The organism is Corynebacterium ammoniagenes DSM 20306 (genome assembly GCF_001941425.1).
Classification (GTDB): domain Bacteria; phylum Actinomycetota; class Actinomycetes; order Mycobacteriales; family Mycobacteriaceae; genus Corynebacterium; species Corynebacterium ammoniagenes.
In genome coordinates this window covers 81525-101874 of record NZ_CP009244.1, presented here as the reverse complement: position 1 = coordinate 101874, position 20350 = coordinate 81525, and the positions used below count along the sequence as shown (strand labels likewise).

Genomic DNA, 20350 nt, shown 5'->3' with positions numbered 1-20350 from the left:
CCTTCCTCCCGGGGTGGTCGCGACAACAGCACCGGCCGATCACCAGGATCAAAGAGTGATGAAATCCGAGTAGAAACTGAAAAACACCGAGGCTGCGACGGCGACGTAGATCACGGCGATCAGGGTGCCCGCCCATTGGGAGGAAAACCGCACCACAGCAGGGGAAGCGGGGAAGAGTCCATGAGCGAGGTTGCGCACGGTAAGCAGGATGAACAGCGGAACCATCATGGCCCACACCACCATGCAGTACAGGCAGAGAATATGGATGACGAACAGGGCCTGGTACCACAACCAGACGATGAACAGCAGGCCCACGGTCACCCCTGCCTGCAGAGCCCCCCAGTACCAGTCGGCGAAGCGGGCCCCGGATAGCATGGCCATCGCCGTGGTGATGACCACGGCGAAAGCGACGATGCCGATCAGGGGGTTGGGGAAGCCGAGCAGTTCGGACTGCCAGGTGCCCATCACCTTTCCACAGGAAACCAACGCGTTGATGTCGCAGGTGGTGACATGTTCGGCGTCCTCGTAGAGGGCCAGGCGTTCGAGCACCAGGATGCCCGAGGCCACCCATCCGATCACACCGGTGATCAACAGGATGAGGGCGAAAGGACGGTTCCGGGCGACGGCCGGCAAAGAGGGGTCAGTGTTCGTCTCGGTCACGAGAACCTCAGTTTCGTCTTCGGCGGTGGGTGAGTGCGTCATGGGTTCGGGTTAGTCGGCGGCAGCCGCGTCGACCAGGAGGATGGCCACCGTGGCCAGGGCGATGGCGATGTTGACACGCATGGTGCGTACCGTGCGCTGAGCCAGACCCAGGGCGTAGGGCAGGCGAGGCAGCTTATCGGCCATCAGGGCGATGTCGGCAGTTTCGATGGCAGCCGGGGAGCCGGCGGCTCCCATGGCCACGCCGATGTCGGCCTGGGCGAGTGCGGGGGTGTCGTTGACGCCGTCACCGACCATGGCCACGGTGTGGCCCTTTTCCTGCAGCTCACGCACGATGGTGAGCTTGTCCTCAGGCATCAGCTCGGCGTGAACCTCGTCGACCCCGAGTTCGGCGGCGACGTTGCGGGCCACCCGCTCGGCGTCACCGGTGGCCATGATGACTCTGGCGCCCTTCTCGTGCAGGGCCTGGACTGCGGCGTACGCGTCATCGCGGATGGTGTCGGCGACGGCGACGATGCCGATGGCGCGTCCGTCGACGCCGACGTACATGGCGGTCTTGCCCTGGTCGTTGAGCTCGAGGATGCGGGTGTTGTCCGGGGTGACATCAAGCAGGTCTGCGGAGCCGACGGCGACAGTCTGACCGTCGACCTGGGCGCGGATGCCCTTGCCGGTGATCGGGGTGGCGTGGTCGACCATCTCCACGGTCAGGCCCTTGTTTTCCGCGCCGTTGATAATTGCCTCGGCCAGCTCACGGGTACCCGACAGGTAGTCGGCGTGGATGTGGGTCTCGGTCACCGCGACGATCGTCATGTCGTTTTTTCGGCCATCGCCCGGTAGACCTCGATGTCTCGGCGGGGATCGACCACCACGGCCGTGTTCTTGGCCTGGCAGCCGATGAAGTAGCTCGCCTGGGCCAGGTCCTCGTCCTAGATGCGTTCGATGAGCATGGTTTCTCCTTCGCAGGAAATCGGGGACAGCCGGGGACGTCTTCCCCGGTCCTACGACACCACCATAATACCCCCAGGGGTATTGAACAAGAAGTACCCTAGGGGGTATATGATCAGGGGAAATGGAGTGAAACGTAGGTCAACTCATCAGGGTAAATGCCCCAGCCCCCCCCCGGAACGATCGATCATCGACCGTCCCCGTCGATGAGGGACCACTTGCGGTCGGCGACCCAGGCCGAGAGCATCTGCCGGGGAGATCGGCCGCCGCCGCGACAATACCCCTGTCATTGGCTGCGGTCACCGGTGGGAACGCTCCCGACTCGTCCGCGATGCTGTACGCCAAGGGTGGGACGAGCACGCCTACCGGATGGTGAGGCAGATGCTCACCGTCAACGAGGATCAACTCGCACTAGGGCAGAAACCGAAGAGGGCAGCACCCAGGTCCCCGACCACACGGTCAGGGGACCTGGGTACTTATATTGCGGTGTTCTCTTGCCTTGTGAGGGGCAGCTCGATGCCGGTTTGGTGGGTGTCGAGCACATCGGCATCACCCTGCGGTGACCGGCTCACCCCGACTTGCCTCCGGGCTCAGGAGGCGTCGACAAGCAGATAAGCACTTAGGGGTGCTCCGTCACCGGGTCGGCGTAGCGGCGGATGTCTACTTCTCCGACTTCAGTGTTCCCGCCGTCCTGCTTATCCGACCGGTGGGTGACCACGATGACGCTGCGTCGGGTCCGCGGTCCGGGTAGCGGCTTGGCCAGGAGGGTGTCCAGCAGGTCGTCGGCATCTGCCGCGTCAATGTGTTCGGTCGGCTCATCTAACAGCAGCACCGGCGCGGTGGAACATAGCGCCCTGGCCAGCAGCAGACGGCGGCGCTGCCCGCTCGACAGGGAACCCGCGCCGTCGGCAAGCAGCAGGTCCAGCGGGTCGGTGACCGGTCCCACAGTCTCCCGCAGCCAGTCATCTAACCCCACCGCATGCAGGACCTCCCATAGTTCCCCGTCACTGGCGGCCGGGTTGGCCACGAGGAGGTTCTGTCGGATAGTGGTGGAGAAGAGCCATTCGTCCTCCGCGTGCACGCGGACGGTCTTCCGCAACGCGGCCGGGTCGATCTCCGGCACACGTTGCCCTCCCAGCGTGACAGAACCGCTGCGTGGTGGCACCAGGCCACCCAGGGTCTGCAGCAGTGTGGTCTTGCCGCAACCGCTGGGGCCGCGAATGACCATGCGCTCACCGGGTGGCAGATCCACCTGCCAGGTGGTATCGCCGAAGCGGCAACGTAGGTCGGTGGCTTTAAGGTGACAGCCATCGAGCTCCCACGCCGTCGCCTCCCCGCCGTCCGTCGCCGAAGTGGTGTCGGATTCTTTGACCAGGTCGGTGAGTCGGTGGGCGCTGCGGGAGGCCTCGTCGGCGTGGATCGCAGCTTCTGAGAGCTGGGCGTGAGACTCGAAGGCGGCCAGCGGCAGCAGCACCATCATGCCCAGCCAGGTGGGGTCCCCGGTGTAGGTCAGCGCGCCAACGACCACGGTCAGCGCCGCCGCCAGACCGGTGGACCAGGTGATCAAGACCTGTGAGGTGGCCAGCGGTTTCTCGGCGGCGACGGTGGCGTCGCTGCTGCGTCGCGACGCCGTGAGGGCCCACTCCTCGCGTTTCGCCCCCAGGCCGGCGGCGGCGAACTCGACGCGGTGGTCCAGCAGTTCATCCAGGGCCACGTCGAGGTTGTCCTCGGCGAACACTCGGCGTGAACGTCTGGCCGCCCGCACCGCCAGCCACGGGGTGATAAGGCCGGTGACCATGAAGCCGAGAGTCAGGACCAGGCCCGCTGCCGGGTGCAGCCAGGTAGCGCCGGCCACCGCGAACACGGTGAGCACCAATGCCACCCCACCGGGGACGACAGAACGGACGATGACGTCAGTGATGCGTTCGGTGTCGGCGACCAGGCGCACCAGCCCGTCACCGCGGGTGAAGAGGTGTCCTCGGCCGGTGCCGGTGTGGTCAAAAGCCAGCGCGTCGAAGACCCGTGACCGCAATGTGGTCAGGGCCCGCAGCGCGATGCGGTGGCTGAGCAGCCGGTCCACGTAGCGGAATACTGCCCGGGAGATGCCCAGGCCGCGCACCGCGGTGACCGCGACCGAGAGGTCCAGCACCGGTGGTATCTGCCAAGCCTTGGTGATTAACCAACCGGAAACGATCGTCAGGGTCAACGCAGAGATCAGCGTGATGGAACCGGCAGCGATACCCGCGACGACCTCGCGGTAGCGCACGCCGGCCAGGCGCAGCATGGCGCTCAGGGCGCGAAATTCGGACTTCACAGGTACACCACCTCATCCGCGATCGCGGCCAGCCGGACGTCATGACTGGCCACCACCACCGTGTGTCCGGCCGTTGCACGCCGCCGCAGCTCAGCGGAGAGGGCCTCCACCAGCTCCGGACTCAAGTGCGCGCTAGGTTCATCCAGCAGATACAGCGTGGGGCCGGTGCCGCCCGCCAGGGTGCGCGCCAGGGCCAGGCGTTGGCCCTGGCCCGCCGAGATGCCTTCCCCCGCCGGTCCGAGGCGGCGTTCCAGCGACACGTCGAAGCCCAGGTTCCGAGCGGTTTCGGTGGCCGGCCCACGCTCCGCACCCAGCAGCACGAGGTTGTCCTCTACGCTGCCCTGCACCAGTACCGGCCGGGCCGGCAGATAGGCCGTGCGCACCAACGGCGCAGCGACGACCCGTCCGGTGACCAGATCATCCGGCAGCGCGCCCAGGACGGCGAGGAACACAGTGGATTTTCCGGAACCGTTGTCGCCGTACAACACGGTGATCGTCCCAGGTTCGGCGGTGAAGCTCAAGTTCTCCGGCTTCATGCCGTCGCGGCCTCTCACGCTGAGGCCGGTGACCGTCAGTTGGGCGTCTCCAGGTGATTCGCGGTGGGTCAGATAGGTCCGGCCGCGGTGGTCCGCTCCGGCCCCGGATGTGTCGGTTGCTTTGGCATCCTCATCCAGCAGCTCCAAGATCTCCTCGACGGCGGCCAGCCCATCGGCTGCGGCGTGGAAGTTCGTACCCACCTGCCGGATCGGGTTGTACACCTCCGGGACCACGATCAGCGCGATCAGCCCGGCGGTCAACTCCATGTTCCCGTCCACCAGGCGCAGCCCGATGCTCACAGCAACTAGCGCCACCGCGAGGGTGGCCAGGAACTCCAGGGCGAAGGAAGAGAGGAATGCCAGGCGCAGCACCGACATGGTGGCCTTTTCATGGCGACGCCCCGTGGACCGCAGCTGCCTACTCGGATGACGGATGGCTCCCAGCGCCCGCAGCGTTAGCGAGCCGGAGAGTAGATCCGCCAGCTGCCCGCCCAAAGCAGCGGTCACCTCCAGGCGGCGTCGGGTATGCGCGGCGGTCAGCTTGCCGATCAACACCATGAAGGCCGGGATCAGCGGCACCGTCACCAGCGCCAAGATTCCGGAGACCGGGTCCGCCACCAGCACCACCACCAAAGCGGCCGGAGTAGCCAGCACGACGGCGACCAGCGAGGGCAGAAATTCGCTCAAGTAGGGCCGGAAGTCCTCGATACCGTCGGTGAGTACCTCACGCCAGTGGGCCGATTCCTCCTGCACGCGGCGGGGATCGCGGCGTCGCAACGCGGTCAGAGCCTTGGCCCGCAGCGTATCCACGACCCGTCCGACGCTCTCCGAGGAGGCGCGTTGCGCATGACCGGACACGACGCCGTGGACAGCAATGACCACGAAAAGTGCCACCACTGGCCAGGTCAGCACGTCCCAGTCGGCGCCGCGGTCCAAGATGACGCGGGCTGCGATCCAGCCGATGAGCACCCCGCGGGCGAGCACTAACACGGTGGTGAGCGCCTGCAGAACGCCGGTACGCAGGATCAGGCCCCACACCGGCGGAACCAGAGCAAGGAGTCTGGGGTCAATGGGTCCCTGCACGCGGCTCACACCGTGATCCGCTTGGCGAAGGACCAGAAGGTCCAGCCCTGAGCGGCCAGGATGAACGGCACCAGGATCAGCACACCCCAGGACAAAAAGACCAGCGTGTAGTCCGAACTAGAGGCGTTATAGATGTCCAGAGACACCCCGCCCGGCAGGGAGGTAGGCATCACGTTCGGGAACAAGGTGACGAAAATCTGCACCACCAGGGTGGCCACAGCCACGGCAGTGGCCGCGAACGCGAGGCCGTCGTGGCCCCGCATGATGGCCACCGAACCGATGAGCACGCACAGTGCGAGCACACCCACCGCGATCCAGATGACGGGATCACCATGTGCCAGCTGAGTCCATACCGCGAACCCGACGGCCACCACGGCTGTCGGGATAGTCAGCCGTTGGGCTAGGCGATGGGCCCGGCTGCGCAACGGTTCGTGCACCTTGAGCCCCAAAAAGGTCGCGCCGTGCACCATGAACACCAGAACGAAGGTCCCCGCTCCCAGCAGACCGTAGGGATTGAACAGGCCAAACATCGCGGTCAGACTGGAATCGATCTGCCGGTTGGCGTCGATCGCCACGCCCTGGACGATATTGGCGAAGGCTACACCCCAAAAAATCGCTGGCACCCAACTGCCGATAGCCAACCCGATATCGCAGCGGTCCCGCCAGGCCTGGGTGTCGACTTTGACGCGCCACTCCAGGGCGACGCCCCGCAGGATTAGGGAGAGCAAAATGAGCAGCAACGGGAGATAGAAACCGGAAAACATCGTGGCGTACCACTCAGGGAAGGCTGCGAACATGCCACCCACCGCCACGATAAGCCACACCTCGTTGCCGTTCCACACCGGTCCGATGCTAGTGGCCACCGCGTCGCGACGCCGCGCACGCTCCTCACCGTCACCGCCCAGGAAGGGCAGAAGCATACCGACACCGAAGTCGAAACCCTCCAGGACGAAATAACCGACGAACAGGAAAGCGATCACGATGAACCACAAGGTCTGCAGATCCATGATCAATTCCCCTTCTCATCAACGGTGCGCTCATCACGCTGTCGGCGTGGTTTCGTGGTGACAGCTGCGGAACCCCGGTCGGCGGGTTCGGACTCTTCGGCGCTGGGGAAGTCGTCGGAGCTGTCGGCGTTGAAGCTCAGCGGTTCTAGCTCCTCGGCGTCCGGCCCGTAGGTGTCCTCGACGATGTTCTCGGAAGCGCCAGATGCCAGTGCCCCGGCAACCACGAAGCGGCGCATGAGCCAGAACCAGACCACGGCGAGGATGCCGTAGATCAGGGTGAAGGCGATCAGGGAAATCCAGACGGTGGCCACCGAGTGGTTGGACACCCCGAAGTCCACGATCAGGTGGATGTCGTTCTCCCCGTTCGGGCTATTCTCCGGACCGAAGTCAGGATTCGGGTACACCACCCAGGGCTGGCGCCCCATCTCGGTGAAGATCCAGCCGGCGGAGTTAGACAGGAAGGGGAACGGAATCGCGATGAGACCCAGCCAGGCGAACCACCGCCTGTCGGTGGTGCGTTTCTTACGGGTCAACCAGAAACCGACGATAACCACCAGGATGGAGGCGGCCATGAAGCCGATCATCAGACGGAAGGACCAGTAGGTCACGAACAGGTTCGGAGAGTAGTTGCCCGGACCGTAGAGCTGCTCGGCCTGGGCCTGCAGGTCCGTGACACCCTGCAGCGTTACACCGCTGAATTGGCCGCCGGCCAGGAATGACAGAACCCAGGGCACACTGAAAATCTCGGAGACGGAGTTGCAGTCGTTGAACGTGCTGATAGCCAAGATGGAAAACCACGGGTCCTCCTCCGTATAGCAAAGGGCCTCCGCGGAGGCCATCTTCATCGGCTGGACCTCGAACATCACCTTGGCCTGCAGATCACCGGTGATGGAAACGGAGACGATCCCCAATAATGTGACCCACAGTCCCATGCGCAGCAGGGGCCGCCACAACTGCCCGGCATCCTCGGCGTTTTCGCCCGTCTTTGCGGCGTGACGACGATCGCGCACCATCCACCACGCACTAATGCCGGCGACGAAGGTGCCGGCCACAAGCACGGAACCGGCCACCGCGTGCGGGAAGGCCACCAGGGCCACCGGATTGCTCAGCAGTTCCCAGACGTTGATCAGTTCCGCGCGACCGTTCTCGTAGTTCATCGCCGCCCCCACCGGGTGCTGCATAAAGGAGTTCGCCACGATGATGAAGTAGGCCGAGACATTAGTCGCGGCTGCGACGATCCAGATGGACGCCAGGTGTATCCAGCGGGGGACTCTTCCCCAACCAAAGATCCAAATGCCCAAGAAGATGGACTCAAAGAAGAAAGCTGCCAGCCCCTCCAGGGCGAGCGGACCACCAAAAACATCGCCGACAAAGCGAGAGTACTCACTCCAGTTCATGCCGAACTGGAACTCCTGGACAAGGCCGGTGACCACGCCCATGGCGAAGTTGACCAGGAACAGCGTGCCGAAAAACCGGGTGGCGCGGTACCACATATCTTTACCGGTGCGATGCCAGGCCGTCTGCATGATTGCCACCAGCGGAGCGAGTCCGATGGTCAGGGGGACGAAAATGAAGTGATAGACAGTCGTGATGCCAAATTGCCAGCGTGAGACATCGACAAGATCCACAGCGTATGCCTTTCGCAGTTGAAAAACCGGCACAGTAACTCATCGCCACCGCGACAGCTTCTTTTCCGGCAGGCGTGGCGAACTGGCCTCACACACTCCCGGCTCGCGATTCCTGCCGACACCCGATCTAAATTCAGGTATACCCAAGTTGTCGGTCCGGCTGAACGGAAAGTTCCGAGAACGTGACGAAGGTCTCCACCCGAAGCCCATTCGAGTTGATGCAGGTCACCCCAGGTCTGGGCCTGCGTCACACATGGCCCCGGAATCACCGGCGCTGGGAAGTGGCCGCTCGCCAAGGTCAGAGGCTGGTGAAATCGGAGTAGAAGCTGACAAACACCGAGGCGGCCACGGCGACGTAGACCACGGCGATCAGGGTGCCTGCCCACTGGGAGGCAAACCGCACCACAGCAGGCGAGGCGGGGAAGAGGCCGTGGGCGAGGTTGCGTACTGTGAGCAGGATAAACAGCGGGACCATCATCGCCCACACCACCATGCAGTACAGGCACAAAATATGGATGACGAACAGCGCCTGGTACCACAGCCAGATGATGAACAGCAGGCCCACGGTCACACCCGCCTGCAAACCTCCCCAGTACCAGTCGGCGAAGCGTGCCCCCGACAGCATGGCCATCGCGGTGGTGATGACCACGGCGAAGGCGACGATGCCGATCAACGGGTTGGGGAAGCCGAAGAGTTCGGACTGCCAGGTGCCCATCACCTTTCCACAGGAAACCAACGCGTTGATGTCACAGGTGGTGACATGCTCGGCGTCCTCGTAGAGGGCCAGGCGTTCGAGCACCAGGATGCCCGAGGCCACCCATCCGATCACACCGGTGATCAACAGGATGAGGGCGAAAGGACGGTTCCGGGCGACGGCCGGCAAAGAGGGGTCAGTGTTCGTCTCGGTCACAAGAACCTCATTGTCGTCGGCGGTGGGTGAGTGCGTCATGGATTCGGGTTAGTCGGCGGCAGCCGCGTCGACCTCGGCCCGGAACTGCTCCAGGGAGTCCGGGGTCAGGAGCTGACCGTCGAGGAAGAAGGTCGGGGTGCCGCGCACACCCAGGGCCGTGCCGTCAGCCACATCGAGTCGGACCCGTTCCTCGGTGGCCGGATCGGCCACAGCGGCGTCAAAGGCGGCCATGTCCAGACCCAGGTCCTCGGCGAAGCCGCGGAAGACCGCGCTTTTGTCCTCGGCGGACTCACCCCACTCAGACTGGGTCTCAAACATCCGGTGGTACATCGCTTCGTACTGGTCCTGCTGGGCGGCAGCCTCCACAGCCACGGCAGCGGGCATGGAGTTGCGGTGACCCGGCAGCGGGAAGTAACGGTTGACGAAGGTGACGGTGTCGGAGTACTCCGCACGAAGTTCCTCCACGAAGGGGTAAGCCGCCCGGCAGGCCTCGCACTCGAAGTCGAGGAACTCCACCAGCACGGCCTTCTCGTTCGGCGCCTGGGACAGCACCCGACTGTTGTCCCGGACCACCTGCCCCGCATCACTGGTCACGGTTTCCGGGGCGGGCGCAGAAGCGGAGTCGGATCGGCCGAGGAAAAAGGCGACGATCCCGGCGATGACGACGATTGCCAATAACGCCCAGACAATGATCCGGGCTTTTCTCCAATTCCCGGAGGGCCGGGTGGAGGTGGTGCGGGTGGTGGGGGTGCTCACGAGGGTTCCGTTCTATCTCTGGTGGAAATTAAGGGGTGTCGAGGCCGTGGGCCCCGGGGGACCCGGCACGGTGGCGACGAAGTCCTCCAGGACCGAGGCGGTCATCAGCAGGTGCATCCGTCCGGCGAACAACAGGCCGGATCGATGGTGACCACCAACTCCAGTAACTCGCCAAGGGCGTGACCCAGCTGGGGATCAGCCAGAGAATACCAGACGCTGCGCCCCTCCGGGGTGGAGGCCACCCGCCCGCATCCGCGCAGACAGGCCAACTGATTCGACATCACCTGTTTGGAGACATCCAACTGCCGGGCCAGGTCCGAGGGTCGGGCGGGCCCGTGGCGCAAGGCCAACAGGATCCCGGTCCGGGTGTCATCAGACAGGGCATGGCCCACCCGGGACAACGCCGAGGTGTGAGTGACGGTCACCGTGCTCATAATCGTAGACAGTACACAATCCCCTGTACTACTCCTCGGTGCCCTCGGCGGAGGAGTGCGAGATGACCTGGAGCATGTTGACACCCGGACCACAGATGCTGGCCTGAGGGTCAGGACCGGGTTTTCTCCCGGGTGGGGGAAGGTTAGAAGGTGATGCCGTGCTGGGCGAACCAGGGGGCGGGGTCGACGGCGCCGCTGCCGGTCGGGTAGAGCTCAAAATGCAGGTGGGAACCGGTGGAGAAACCTTGGTTACCCATGCCGGCGATCTTCTGGCCGGCGGTGACCTGCTCACCCACGCTGACATCGAGGGTTTCCATGTGGCCGTAGACGGCAATGGAGCCGTCATCGTGCTGGATGCGGATCCACTGGCCGAAACCGGAAGCCGGGCCGGAGTCGATGACGGTGCCGCCCATGGCCGCAAGAATTGGGGTGCCCACGACGTTGGCGATGTCTAGTCCTGCGTGGAGGCTGCCCCAGCGCATACCGAAACCGGAGGTGAAGGTGCCTTCAGTGGGTTTGACCACGGATGAGGCGTTGGCCAGGCGTTCTGCCTCAATCCGTTCTGCTTCCAGACGTGCAGCCTCAGCGCGGGCGGCCTCGGTGCGCTCGGCGGCGTACTCAACCGCCTTGTCCAACTGCTCGTTGATATTGGTTACCGGCTTATACTCCGAGATCGTCAGGATCTGCGGGGCCGTCTCCGTCGTGTCCGGGGGCAGCGCGGTGTTATTGGTGGCCAACTGCACGCCACCGACAATGTCCTGCGGGGAGATCGGGGCCTCAGCCTGGGTCTGCAGCGTGGCGGCGGCGGCACCACTGAGACCCGCAGACGAGACCGCGCCCGTGGCCACGGCCACCAGGGCTACGCGGCTCTTGGTTTGCGGGGTGGGGATCTTGCGGTGTTTTCCTCCGGCTGGTCGCTGAGCCTTCAGTCGCATGAATCTTCTTCCGTCGTTGTCCGTTGGTCCGTCCCACTCAAGCCCACCGCTATGCACGGTGGAGACTAGATTGTGACCGTTCCGTTATTTACGGACGTAACACTAACCTCCCCTTCCCCCAAAGATCCAGCCGCCAGGCGGGGTCGGCGACTCTTCCACCCTTCTCACAGGCGACTCCCCCAGGGTTGTCAGGGGGCGGGGAGGTGGCCCCAACGTGCCGGAGGGCTGTTCCCTGCCAGTAGGTGACCTCAAGAGAAATCGGGCACGACCGGGGTGGCCCTGTCAGAACTCCGGCTATCGCCGACTTCCTGGCCACTCCCGGCGACCTCCCACCAGAAGTACCGGGTCGGCGTGGACGGTGAGGGTGTACCAGTGCCCCGGGTATCGCTGGCAGGCCAGCGATCCCTCGCCGGGGTCGGTGGTGGCCTACTCCCCGGAAACCCGGGCGTTTTCGCCGCTCCCCCGCACCTGCCGGAGGAGCGCAAAGGTGACAAAGGCCAGCGGAACCACACCTGTGGCCCAGGCCAGGACGGCGGCGCGTTGGTCAGCGAGCAGATCGAGCTCCCAGGGCAAAAGCAGGGAGCGGTAGAACTCCTCGCCCAGGATCGTGTCCAGGCGCAGGAGATAGACCCCGACAAGCAGGTGGACGGGCAGGGAGGCGACCAGCCACCCCAGGCGGACGGCGGCCGGGCGACGGCGCGGGATCAGGTCGGGGCCGAGCATCCCCCAGACGTAGAAGCACCCGGAGACCAGGAGCACGGTGTTCATGATCAGCTGCCCCGCGTACTTGGAGATCAGCAGCTCATAGAGCGGGATGAACAGGTACATGACGTAGAAGAACACCAGGAACTGCAGGGTGTTGACCACCGGATGGGTGATCACCCCCACCAACCGGCTGCGGGTGAAGGCGCGCACCCAGTCGTGGATATTCGGCCTACCCGGGGCCCCCGGGGCGAAGGCGGTCATCAGCAGGGTCAGCGGGGCACCCATCACCAGGAAGATGGGGATGACCAGCGACAAGATGATGTGACCGACCATGTGCACCGAGAAGACCGCGGGCATATTCAGCCCGATCCCGGAACTCATCGTCACCAGCAGGGTCACACATCCGGCCAACCACCAGGCGGTGGGGGTGCTTGACCAGGTGTGACCTGTCTGGCGGGTGCGCCACACAGCGGAGAGATAGCCGACGGCCAGAAGCAGGGCGAGGGCACCAAACAGCAGGTCAAAGCGCCACATGCCCCACACGTTGAGGATGGTGGGCTTCTCGGACAGCTCGTAGCCGAGCTTGGTGGCCATCTGCGAGAGGTTCGGGATGCGCGGTGAGGGCGGCGGGGTGCGCCCCATGGTGATGGCGATACCGGTGACCGCCGCCATGACAAGCACCTCGACGATGGCGACCTGGCGGAACAGGCGGCGATCAGCGGGGTTGGCCTGCACCTGCGGAATGACCCACGCCCGGTGGATCCACCCGAAGACACCGAGGATGATCACGCCGATGGTCTTGGCCACGATGATTAACCCGTACCGGGTGGTCAACAGATCCGTCAGCTCGATGCGGATGGCGGCGTTGACTAACCCGGACACGGCCATGACGATGATGGAGACCAGGGCGATTGTCGAGTAGCGGCGCAGCGCAATATCCAGGTCAGGTCCCAGGCGACGCCCGTGGGCGAGCAGGGCCATGAGTCCGCCGACCCACAGGACTAAGAAGACCAGGTGCCACAGGTAGGAGTTGGTGCCGTGGTCGTGGTTGCCGCCCGAGGAGGAGTGCCCTGTCAGGCCCAGGGGGATGATCATGAGGATTGACCCGAGGAGCAACAGTGGTTGGGTGATCCACGCCCGGCTCATCAGGCCCGTACCACCGGTGACCAGGGCAATAAGCGCGACGATCAGCCACACCCGGGCCATGGCCACCTGCTCGACGGCCACCGTCAGGGTCTCCAGGCCGAGTGTCTGGGCCAGGGGGGTGCCGGAGACATCTGAGAGCACCAGCGGGATCATCAACAACGCGATCAGTCCGAAGCAGATGGCCGCGACCGCACCGGTACGCGAGGCCAGGTGCCCGTCCACACTCAACGAGGCCTGGTGCAGGCGGTCGTGATCACCGCCGGGCAACCGTGGGGAGATGAGGAAAGCAGCGAACAAGAAAGAACCGGCCGACAGGGCAGCGAGCATCCAACCGACCGCACGGAAAAACGGCAACCCGAAGGTGGTCGCGATGCCCGGGTTGGGGATCCCCAGGGCCGCGAGGGATTCGCCGAGGAAGCTGTAGGCAACCGTCCCGCCGACGGCACCTGCGACGGCGAAAAAGAGCAGGTACAACGGCCACGTGGGGCGTACCCGCTCCTGAGGCCGGCGCCCGATGGCGGGGGTCGTCCCTGCGGTCGTATCCGTGGCAGTGGGGGTGTTATTTACCGGGTGGGTCATCTGTGTCCATTTCGCCGTCCATGCCGCCTCCACTCTCATGGTGTGCTCGGAAGCGGGCGTGAGGTTCACCCTAATAGGGCCTGCGGGTGTTCTTGTAAATTGCCCAGGGACCGGTATCTTCCCCCGGTTCACCCCCTGCAGGGGGCACCGACCTGGGAAGAACAACACCCGGTGAAGGCGCCGTGGCCGGGAACTTTCCTCCCGCCTGTTCCGACTAGTGTCTTGGTACCTCCCGCAGGCAGGTGTCTTAGTCGCTCACATCCGGTTGAAGAACCGGCCCAACCCAGGAGGACTTTCGTGATCATCTCCCCCACGCTCCCTCGTCGTGTGCTGGCTACTGTTGTGGCGGTCGGGGCCCTGACCGTCGTAGCCACCCCGGTTGCCCTCGCGCATGACTCCGTGATCGGCGGCAATCCCGCGGACGGTGACGTGGTCGAAGAATTTCCGCGCAGCATCGAGCTGGAGTTCTCCGGGCTTCCCCAGGAAGGTTTCAGCACCGTAGCCATCACCGACCAGAACTCCGGTGATCTCCTGTTCAGTGGTGAGCCGACCATCGACGGCCTACTGGTGACCCTTGATCTACCTGCGGATGTCAGCGGCGGGCCAGGTGACTACACCATCGGCTTCCAGATCCTCTCCTCCGACGGCCACGCCACCCGCAGCGCGACCACCTTCACCGTCGTCGGTGACGCCCAAACGACCGCCACCACCACGGGCACCGACGCCAAGCCTGTGGAGGAGACCACAGCCGCCGAGAACACCGCCGAGGGGGCCACCTCCGTAGTCAGTAATCCGATAGTCCTGACCCTCGCGGGGTTGGCCCTCTTCGGCGTCATCGCCGGGGCCATCGTGCTGGTTGTCCGGAGCCGTGACAGGCGTTAGGAAGCAGAAGACTCCCGCTACATCCTGAGCGCCGGTGTGCCATGCCGCGGGTCAATCTCCCTCCAGGCTGACGCGGTTTCAGGACCCCACCTCCCACCTGACGTTCGTCGGACATCCAGGGGCGACCACCCGAGGGACAATTGCAGACTAATCAGTCCCCACTGTATGGTCAGTGCATGCTGACTATTGCTTCTCGTCTTGATGTGATGAACCGGCTGGGACGTGCCATGGCCGATCCCACCCGGTCCCGGATCCTGTTATCCCTGCTGGAGGCGCCCGGGTATCCGGCGCAGCTGGCCCGGGAACTAGGGTTGACGCGCTCAAACGTCTCCAATCACCTGACGTGCCTGCGGGACTGCGGGATCGTGGTCGCCGAGCCAGAGGGGCGGCGCACCCGCTATGACATTGCTGATGCCCACCTGGCGCGTGCCCTTAACGCCCTGGTGGAGACCACCCTCGCCGTCGATGAGGACGCCGCCTGCCTGGACCCGCAGTGCCCGGTCGCCGGTTGCTGCGATACGGACGGAGGCCAGCAGTCATGACGTCTGCCTGTGGTTGTGAACCGTCCGCACCGATGACCGAAGAAGATGAGCACACCCCGTGGTGGCGTGACCGCGCCATCCTCCTCCCGGTGGCTTCCGGAATGTTCCTGCTCATCGGCCTGATCCTCGAGTGGTTTATCCCCGGGGCCGGGCTGGTGGCCACCGTATTGTTCTGGGCCTCCCTGCTGCTGGGTGCCTCCCAGTTCGTCCCCGGAGCCCTCACGGGACTGGTCACCCGGGGCAAGCTGGGCATCGGGCTGTTGATGACGATCAGCGCCATCGGTGCCGTCCTGTTGGGCTTCATCGAGGAGGCCGCCGCCCTGGCCTTCCTCTACTCCATCGCCGAGGCGCTGGAGGATAAGGCGATGGACAAGGCCCGCTCGGGCCTGCGTGCCCTGCTGGCCCTGATCCCCTCGGCCGCGACGATCATCGCCGCCCATGGGGCGACCCGCACCGTACAGGTCGAAGACCTCATCCCGGGTGACGTGTTGCGCTTGGCCGCGGGGGAACGCCTGGCCACCGACGGGGTGGTCCAGTCTGGGCGCAGCAGCCTGGACACTTCGGCGATCACCGGCGAATCTATCCCCGTCGAGGTCGGGCCCGGCGATGCGGTGCTGGCCGGGTCGATCAACACCACCGGGGCACTGGAGGTTGAGGCCACCGCCGCCGGCACGGATAACTCCCTGACCACCGTCGTCGAGCTGGTGGAGCAGGCCCAAAACGATAAGGGCCAACGCGCGCGTATCGCCGACCGGTTGGCCCGCCCCTTGGTGCCCGGTGTCCTCATCCTCGCCGTCCTGGTCGCCGTGATCGGGTCCCTGTTCGGGGATCCAGGTGTGTGGATCGAACGTGCCTTGGTTGTCCTGGTCGCCGCGTCGCCGTGTGCGTTGGCGATCTCGGTGCCGGTCACGGTGGTCTCCGCCATCGGGGCGGCCAGTAAGTTCGGCGTGGTCATCAAGTCCGGCGCCGCCTTTGAGCGCCTCGGTGGCATCCGGCATCTGGCACTCGATAAGACCGGTACCTTGACCCGTAACCAGCCCACCGTCGCCCAGGTGCTCACCACCGAGAACGCCAGCCAGGCCGATGTCCTGGGCTGGGCGGCAGCACTGGAGGCCCACTCCACCCACCCTCTGGCATCGGCGATCACCGCCGCCACACCGCAGGCCCCGGCCGCCCAGCAGGTCGACGAGGCCGCCGGCCAAGGGATGACCGGGGTGGTCGACGGGGTGCGCATTGCGGTGGGCAGCCCCCGCTGGCTTTTCCCTGGCCCCCTGGCCACCCAGATCGAGGACCTGGAGAACAAGGGCATGACCGTGGTCATCGTCCACCGCGACGACCAGCCCGTGGGTGCAGTCGGGGTGCGCGATGAACTCCGCCCGGAAACACCTCAGGTCATCGCGTCGCTTGCGGCCGAGGGTTTTGGGATCACCATGCTCACCGGTGATAACACGCGTACCGCCACCGCCCTGGCTCATGAGGCCGGCATCGCGGACGTTCGAGCCGAGCTGCGCCCGGAGGACAAGGCCCGGGCCGTGGCTGACCTGCATGAGCGGGGTCCGGTGGCGATGATCGGCGACGGCATCAACGACGCCCCCGCCCTGGCCTCGGCAGACATCGGCATCGCCATGGGTGCTAAGGGTTCGGATGCCGCGATCGAGTCCGCGGACGTGGCGTTTACCGGCGATGACCTGCGCCTGATCCCCCGCGCCTTGCACCATGCCCGCCGGGGACGGGCCATCATCAACCAGAACATCGTCCTGTCCCTGGCGATCATCATCGTTTTGCTCCCGCTGGCGATCACCGGCGTGCTGGGACTGGCGGCGGTGGTCCTGGTCCACGAGGTGGCCGAGGTCATCGTCATCACCAACGGCCTACGGGCCGCCCGCACCAAGCATCCTGACCTCAACCCGGTGGCGACGGCCACGGTTCCAACGGATGAGGATGCGCACGGAAAGACCCGGGTCTACTAGTGTTTTCACCCATCAGCACACTGGAAAAGAATGCATTTTCTCACCGGACGGGGAAGTAGAAGTCATGGCCGTGAGCAGCACACATGAACGCAGGTACGAGCGGGCCGCGCAGAAGAAGGGCTGGTGGACATTCCTCCGGCCCGGCTGGGTGTTCGGTGTCCTCGCCATCATCGCCTTCTCCTATTTCTCCTTTACCTTTCTGGCCCCATGGCAGCTGAGCAGGGACGGTGCCATCGTCGAGCGCAACGATCAGATCGAGGCCGCCTTCGAGGTCGAGCCCGTCCCCGCCGAGGAGGTCTTCGACGCCCAGGGCAGCATTGAGCCTGAGGAGGAATGGGCGCGGGTCATCCTTGAGGGCCACTATCTGCCCGAGGATGAGGTCTTGATGCGCAACCGTCCGGTCGACTCCTCCTCCGCCTTCCACGCCCTGACCCCCTTCCAGCTGAACTCCGGTGAGGTGATCCTGGTCAACCGTGGTTTTCAACCGCCGTTCGAGGGCGGTGTCCCCCCCGATGGACACCCCGCCGACCGGTGAGCAGTCCATTCTCGGCCACGCCCGATTTGCCGAGCAGACACCGATGTCCCCGCCGATCGAGGACCAGGGCTACCGCCAGGTCTACGGCATCAACACCGAGCAGATCGCCGAGGTAACCGGCACAGATCTCGCACAGGACTATGTGCAGCTGGCCGAGGGACAGGCCGGGGAGATCAACGCCATCCCGGTGCCCATGCTCGACCGCGGCTCACACCTGTCCTACGCCTTCCAGTGGATCGCCTTTGGCATCATGGCCCCGCTCGGCCTGGGCTACTTCATCTGGGCGGAGTTAAAGGAACACCGCCGCGTGCGCCGCGAGGAGGCCGAGCTTTCCGTCGACGCCGCATCCGCCGAGCAGACCACGGACCAACAGGACGGTGACACGGATTCCGGCACGATGGGCACCCTCCGCACCACTCATCCGGAGAACGACACCCCTGGCCCCGCCCCTACCGGAACCACCACGTCCGCATCCTCCGGTGACCGTTCACGCATGTTGCACGACCGCTACGGTGACAGTCGACCGGATCACTCCCGAAAATTCGCTCGTCGCCAGCGCGAACGGTTCTAACCGTGGCCTTCCCCGCAGCACCGTTCAACCCGCCTCACACTTGCGTGGGCCGTACCAGACCGGATGCCATCAAGCATTTTCAATAAGCTTTCAATAAGGGGTTTTCCCTGCTAGGCTACAGGCATGAGCACGCCCGACCACGGCCATGACCCCGGCCAGCCCCATGCCCCGAACGGATCCCCCACAACCCTGACACCGACAGCGCCGACCACCCCTACCGGCGATCATGCCCACGGCTCCGCACGCTGGGAGTTGGGGTTCTCGATCGCCGCCGGCGTCACTTACGCCGGTGGGATGATTGCGCAGTTCGCCTTGGGGCTGCCGATGGTCGGATGGCCGTTGGCGTTCTTTCTCGCCACCTACTTCTTCGGCGGGTTCTTCACCATCCGCACCGCGATCTCCTCCACGCTGCGGGGGAAGTTCGAGGTTGACTTCCTCATGCTTGTCGCCGCGGTCGGCGCTGCCCTCATCGGCCGGTGGGCGGAGGGAGCGGTGCTGCTGTTCTTGTTCAGCCTCGGCCACGCCCTCGAGGAGTACGCCCTCAGCCGCGCCAGCAAGTCCATTGAGGCCCTCGCCGAACTCGCCCCCCGCCACGCCCTGGTGCGCCGCGGTGATACCGAACCCGTGGAAGTGCCCGTGGAGGAACTCGTGGTCGGAGACATCGTGGTCATCCGCCCGAATTCCCGCATCCCCTCGGACGGGTTCGTTATCTCCGGGATGTCCGCCGTTGATCAATCAGCGGTCACGGGCGAGTCGATCCCCGTGGAGAAGGAACCGGTGGCCGACCCACAGCGGACGATGCACACGATTGACACCCTCCCCGCCGCCAATCGAGTGTTCGCCGGCACCGTGAACGGGTCCGGCGTGCTCGAGATCGAGGTCACCGCGACCGCCGCCGACTCAACGCTGAGCAAAGTCGTCGAGCTCGTTCGCACCGCCGACCAGGCCGTGTCCCCGACCCAGCAGTTCATAGACCGGTTCCAGCGCTGGTACGTGCCCGCCGTGATCCTCGGGGTCATCGCCACCTTGTTGGTGTCGATGTTCGTGTTCGCACAACCGTTCTCCGACGCTTTCTACCTCGCCATGACCGTGCTCGTCGCCGCGAGTCCATGTGCTCTCGCGATCGCCACCCCAGCCGCGGTCCTGGCGGGTGTGGCTCGCGCTGCCCGGGCCGGCGTGCTCGTCAAGGGCGGTGCCCCGCTCGAGACACTGGGCCGAGTAAAGGCGATAGCGTTCGACAAGACCGGCACCCTCACGTGGGGCGCGCCCCGAGTGACCTCACTGGCCTCCGCCAACGATACGTCCGAAGCGGAACTGATCCCCACACTTGTGGCTGTCGAATCGCTCAGCGATCACCCCCTCGCTGCCGCGATCGTCCGCGACCTTGCCCCCCGCGTCCCGGAGACCGAGCGGTTGGTGGCCACCGATCTCTCTGCCCTCACTGGACGCGGCATCACTGCGACGATCGACGGAGAACGGGTGGAAGTGGGCAACCTCCGCATGTTCGATGAGCAGCAGCTTAAGCTGCCTCCTTCGCTGGCCGAGGCCTACACGAAGGCCCGCGACTCGGGGCAGACGTTGATGGTGGTCCGTCGTGGTGACCGCTTCCTTGGGGTCGTCGGAGTGATGGATGCCTCCCGCAACGAATCTGCCCAGGTGCTCAGCATGCTCCGGGACACAGGGGTGGGCCATCTGGTCATGATCTCCGGCGACAACCAGCGGGTGGCCGACGCGGTCGGCCGGGAAGTCGGCGTCGACACGGCGATCGGAGAGCTGCTCCCCGAGGATAAGGTCACCCACATCACGGGCCTGGCCAAGACATACCATCCGATCGCGATGGTCGGCGACGGTGTCAACGATGCCCCCGCCATGGCCCGCGCCGACGTCGGCATTGCGATGGGTGCCGCTGGGTCGACGGTCGCGCTGGAGACCTGTGACATCGCGTTGATGAGTGACGACCTCGGACGCGTCCCGTTCGCTGTCCGGCTGAGCCGGGCGACTGGCCAGATCATCCGGCAAAACCTCATCGCCAGCCTCGCAGTCGTCGTTGTCCTCATCATCGCGACCTTCCTCGGGTTGAATATCGGCGCCGTCGTGCTTATCCACGAGGGATCCACTCTCATCGTCGTCGCAAACGCGCTGCGCCTGCTCAACTTCCAGAAGGGCAAGGAACACGCTGGCATCGACCACGAAGATAAGCCCACGCACTGAC

General features: G+C 65.0%; 16 protein-coding genes and 2 pseudogenes. 6 read left to right on the top strand and 12 right to left on the bottom strand.

The genetic code is table 11. The annotated features are described in order from the left end of the window. Positions 1–48: 48 nt before the first annotated feature. The 12 genes and pseudogenes from CAMM_RS00510 to CAMM_RS00460 form a co-directional block, all read right to left on the bottom strand. Positions 49–702 (bottom strand): vitamin K epoxide reductase family protein, encoded by a 654-nt coding sequence (locus CAMM_RS00510; RefSeq protein ID WP_066791994.1) that lies wholly within the window; start codon positions 700–702, stop codon positions 49–51. Positions 703–735: 33 nt separating this feature from the next. Then, positions 736–1407, bottom strand: a pseudogene (locus tag CAMM_RS00505) (HAD-IC family P-type ATPase); the annotation flags it as partial. Then, a pseudogene (locus tag CAMM_RS12975) lies at positions 1396–1577 on the bottom strand (MBL fold metallo-hydrolase); the annotation flags it as partial. The pseudogenes CAMM_RS12975 and CAMM_RS00505, both read right to left, overlap by 12 nt. Positions 1578–2224: 647 nt before the next feature. Then, on the bottom strand, positions 2225–3889 hold the full coding sequence (gene cydC, locus CAMM_RS00500; protein ID WP_083635504.1) for a thiol reductant ABC exporter subunit CydC: 1665 nt from the start codon (positions 3887–3889) through the stop codon (positions 2225–2227). 26 nt (positions 3890–3915) lie between these two features. After that, the gene (locus CAMM_RS00495) at positions 3916–5538 is read right to left on the bottom strand and encodes an ABC transporter ATP-binding protein/permease (protein ID WP_040355498.1); all 1623 of its coding nucleotides are present in this window, start codon (positions 5536–5538) and stop codon (positions 3916–3918) included. A gap of 5 nt (positions 5539–5543) precedes the next feature. After that, on the bottom strand, positions 5544–6545 hold the full coding sequence (gene cydB, locus CAMM_RS00490; RefSeq protein ID WP_003847484.1) for a cytochrome d ubiquinol oxidase subunit II: 1002 nt from the start codon (positions 6543–6545) through the stop codon (positions 5544–5546). A 2-nt stretch (positions 6546–6547) separates the two neighbouring features. After that, entirely contained in the window at positions 6548–8173 is a 1626-nt protein-coding gene (locus tag CAMM_RS00485; protein WP_040355493.1) for a cytochrome ubiquinol oxidase subunit I, read from the bottom strand. 298 nt (positions 8174–8471) lie between these two features. Next, the gene (locus CAMM_RS00480) at positions 8472–9122 is read right to left on the bottom strand and encodes a vitamin K epoxide reductase family protein (RefSeq protein WP_066791996.1); all 651 of its coding nucleotides are present in this window, start codon (positions 9120–9122) and stop codon (positions 8472–8474) included. 9 nt (positions 9123–9131) lie between these two features. Further along, positions 9132–9839, bottom strand: coding sequence for a DsbA family protein (locus CAMM_RS00475; protein WP_040355756.1), 708 nt, complete (start codon positions 9837–9839; stop codon positions 9132–9134). 104 nt (positions 9840–9943) lie between these two features. Further along, positions 9944–10273, bottom strand: coding sequence for an ArsR/SmtB family transcription factor (locus CAMM_RS00470; RefSeq protein ID WP_040355754.1), 330 nt, complete (start codon positions 10271–10273; stop codon positions 9944–9946). A 143-nt stretch (positions 10274–10416) separates the two neighbouring features. Then, positions 10417–11208 (bottom strand): M23 family metallopeptidase, encoded by a 792-nt coding sequence (locus tag CAMM_RS00465; protein ID WP_003847988.1) that lies wholly within the window; start codon positions 11206–11208, stop codon positions 10417–10419. Positions 11209–11634: 426 nt separating this feature from the next. Beyond that, positions 11635–13677, bottom strand: a complete 2043-nt coding sequence (locus CAMM_RS00460; RefSeq protein ID WP_003847987.1) for a bifunctional copper resistance protein CopD/cytochrome c oxidase assembly protein — start codon at positions 13675–13677, stop codon at positions 11635–11637. Positions 13678–13935: 258 nt separating this feature from the next. Between CAMM_RS00460 and CAMM_RS00455 the strand changes: the two genes are divergently transcribed. The 6 genes from CAMM_RS00455 to CAMM_RS00435 all read left to right on the top strand — a co-directional run bounded on the left by CAMM_RS00455 (position 13936) and on the right by CAMM_RS00435 (position 20349). Beyond that, positions 13936–14520: a copper resistance CopC family protein gene (locus CAMM_RS00455; RefSeq protein WP_040355751.1), complete on the top strand. Its 585-nt coding sequence runs from the start codon at positions 13936–13938 to the stop codon at positions 14518–14520. 176 nt (positions 14521–14696) lie between these two features. Continuing rightward, positions 14697–15062 carry a Cd(II)/Pb(II)-sensing metalloregulatory transcriptional regulator CmtR gene (cmtR, locus tag CAMM_RS00450; protein ID WP_003847982.1) on the top strand — a complete coding sequence of 122 codons (366 nt, stop codon included), beginning with the start codon at positions 14697–14699 and terminating at the stop codon, positions 15060–15062. Then, positions 15059–17032 carry a heavy metal translocating P-type ATPase gene (locus CAMM_RS00445; RefSeq protein ID WP_171974883.1) on the top strand — a complete coding sequence of 658 codons (1974 nt, stop codon included), beginning with the start codon at positions 15059–15061 and terminating at the stop codon, positions 17030–17032. The genes cmtR and CAMM_RS00445 overlap by 4 nt, the downstream gene beginning before the upstream one ends. A 64-nt stretch (positions 17033–17096) precedes the next feature. Then, positions 17097–17567 (top strand): SURF1 family protein, encoded by a 471-nt coding sequence (locus tag CAMM_RS13255; RefSeq protein WP_003847980.1) that lies wholly within the window; start codon positions 17097–17099, stop codon positions 17565–17567. Next, positions 17545–18138 carry an SURF1 family protein gene (locus CAMM_RS13250; RefSeq protein ID WP_003847978.1) on the top strand — a complete coding sequence of 198 codons (594 nt, stop codon included), beginning with the start codon at positions 17545–17547 and terminating at the stop codon, positions 18136–18138. The genes CAMM_RS13255 and CAMM_RS13250 overlap by 23 nt, the downstream gene beginning before the upstream one ends. A gap of 123 nt (positions 18139–18261) precedes the next feature. Continuing rightward, positions 18262–20349 carry a heavy metal translocating P-type ATPase gene (locus CAMM_RS00435; RefSeq protein WP_003847976.1) on the top strand — a complete coding sequence of 696 codons (2088 nt, stop codon included), beginning with the start codon at positions 18262–18264 and terminating at the stop codon, positions 20347–20349. The last annotated feature ends 1 nt before the right edge of the window (position 20350 follow it).

What these genes read in the sequence shown, in the direction of transcription:
- CAMM_RS00510 (WP_066791994.1), bottom strand. Translation starts at nt 702, where the DNA reads ATGACGCACTCACCCACCGCCGAAGACGAAACTGAGGTTCTCGTGACC.
- CAMM_RS13255 (WP_003847980.1), top strand. Translation starts at nt 17,097, where the DNA reads ATGGCCGTGAGCAGCACACATGAACGCAGGTACGAGCGGGCCGCGCAG.
- CAMM_RS00480 (WP_066791996.1), bottom strand. Translation starts at nt 9,122, where the DNA reads ATGACGCACTCACCCACCGCCGACGACAATGAGGTTCTTGTGACCGAG.
- CAMM_RS00435 (WP_003847976.1), top strand. Translation starts at nt 18,262, where the DNA reads ATGAGCACGCCCGACCACGGCCATGACCCCGGCCAGCCCCATGCCCCG.
- cmtR (WP_003847982.1), top strand. Translation starts at nt 14,697, where the DNA reads ATGCTGACTATTGCTTCTCGTCTTGATGTGATGAACCGGCTGGGACGT.
- CAMM_RS00460 (WP_003847987.1), bottom strand. Translation starts at nt 13,677, where the DNA reads ATGAGAGTGGAGGCGGCATGGACGGCGAAATGGACACAGATGACCCAC.
- CAMM_RS00470 (WP_040355754.1), bottom strand. Translation starts at nt 10,273, where the DNA reads ATGAGCACGGTGACCGTCACTCACACCTCGGCGTTGTCCCGGGTGGGC.
- CAMM_RS00445 (WP_171974883.1), top strand. Translation starts at nt 15,059, where the DNA reads ATGACGTCTGCCTGTGGTTGTGAACCGTCCGCACCGATGACCGAAGAA.
- cydC (WP_083635504.1), bottom strand. Translation starts at nt 3,889, where the DNA reads ATGCTGCGCCTGGCCGGCGTGCGCTACCGCGAGGTCGTCGCGGGTATC.
- CAMM_RS00465 (WP_003847988.1), bottom strand. Translation starts at nt 11,208, where the DNA reads ATGCGACTGAAGGCTCAGCGACCAGCCGGAGGAAAACACCGCAAGATC.
- cydB (WP_003847484.1), bottom strand. Translation starts at nt 6,545, where the DNA reads ATGGATCTGCAGACCTTGTGGTTCATCGTGATCGCTTTCCTGTTCGTC.
- CAMM_RS13250 (WP_003847978.1), top strand. Translation starts at nt 17,545, where the DNA reads ATGGACACCCCGCCGACCGGTGAGCAGTCCATTCTCGGCCACGCCCGA.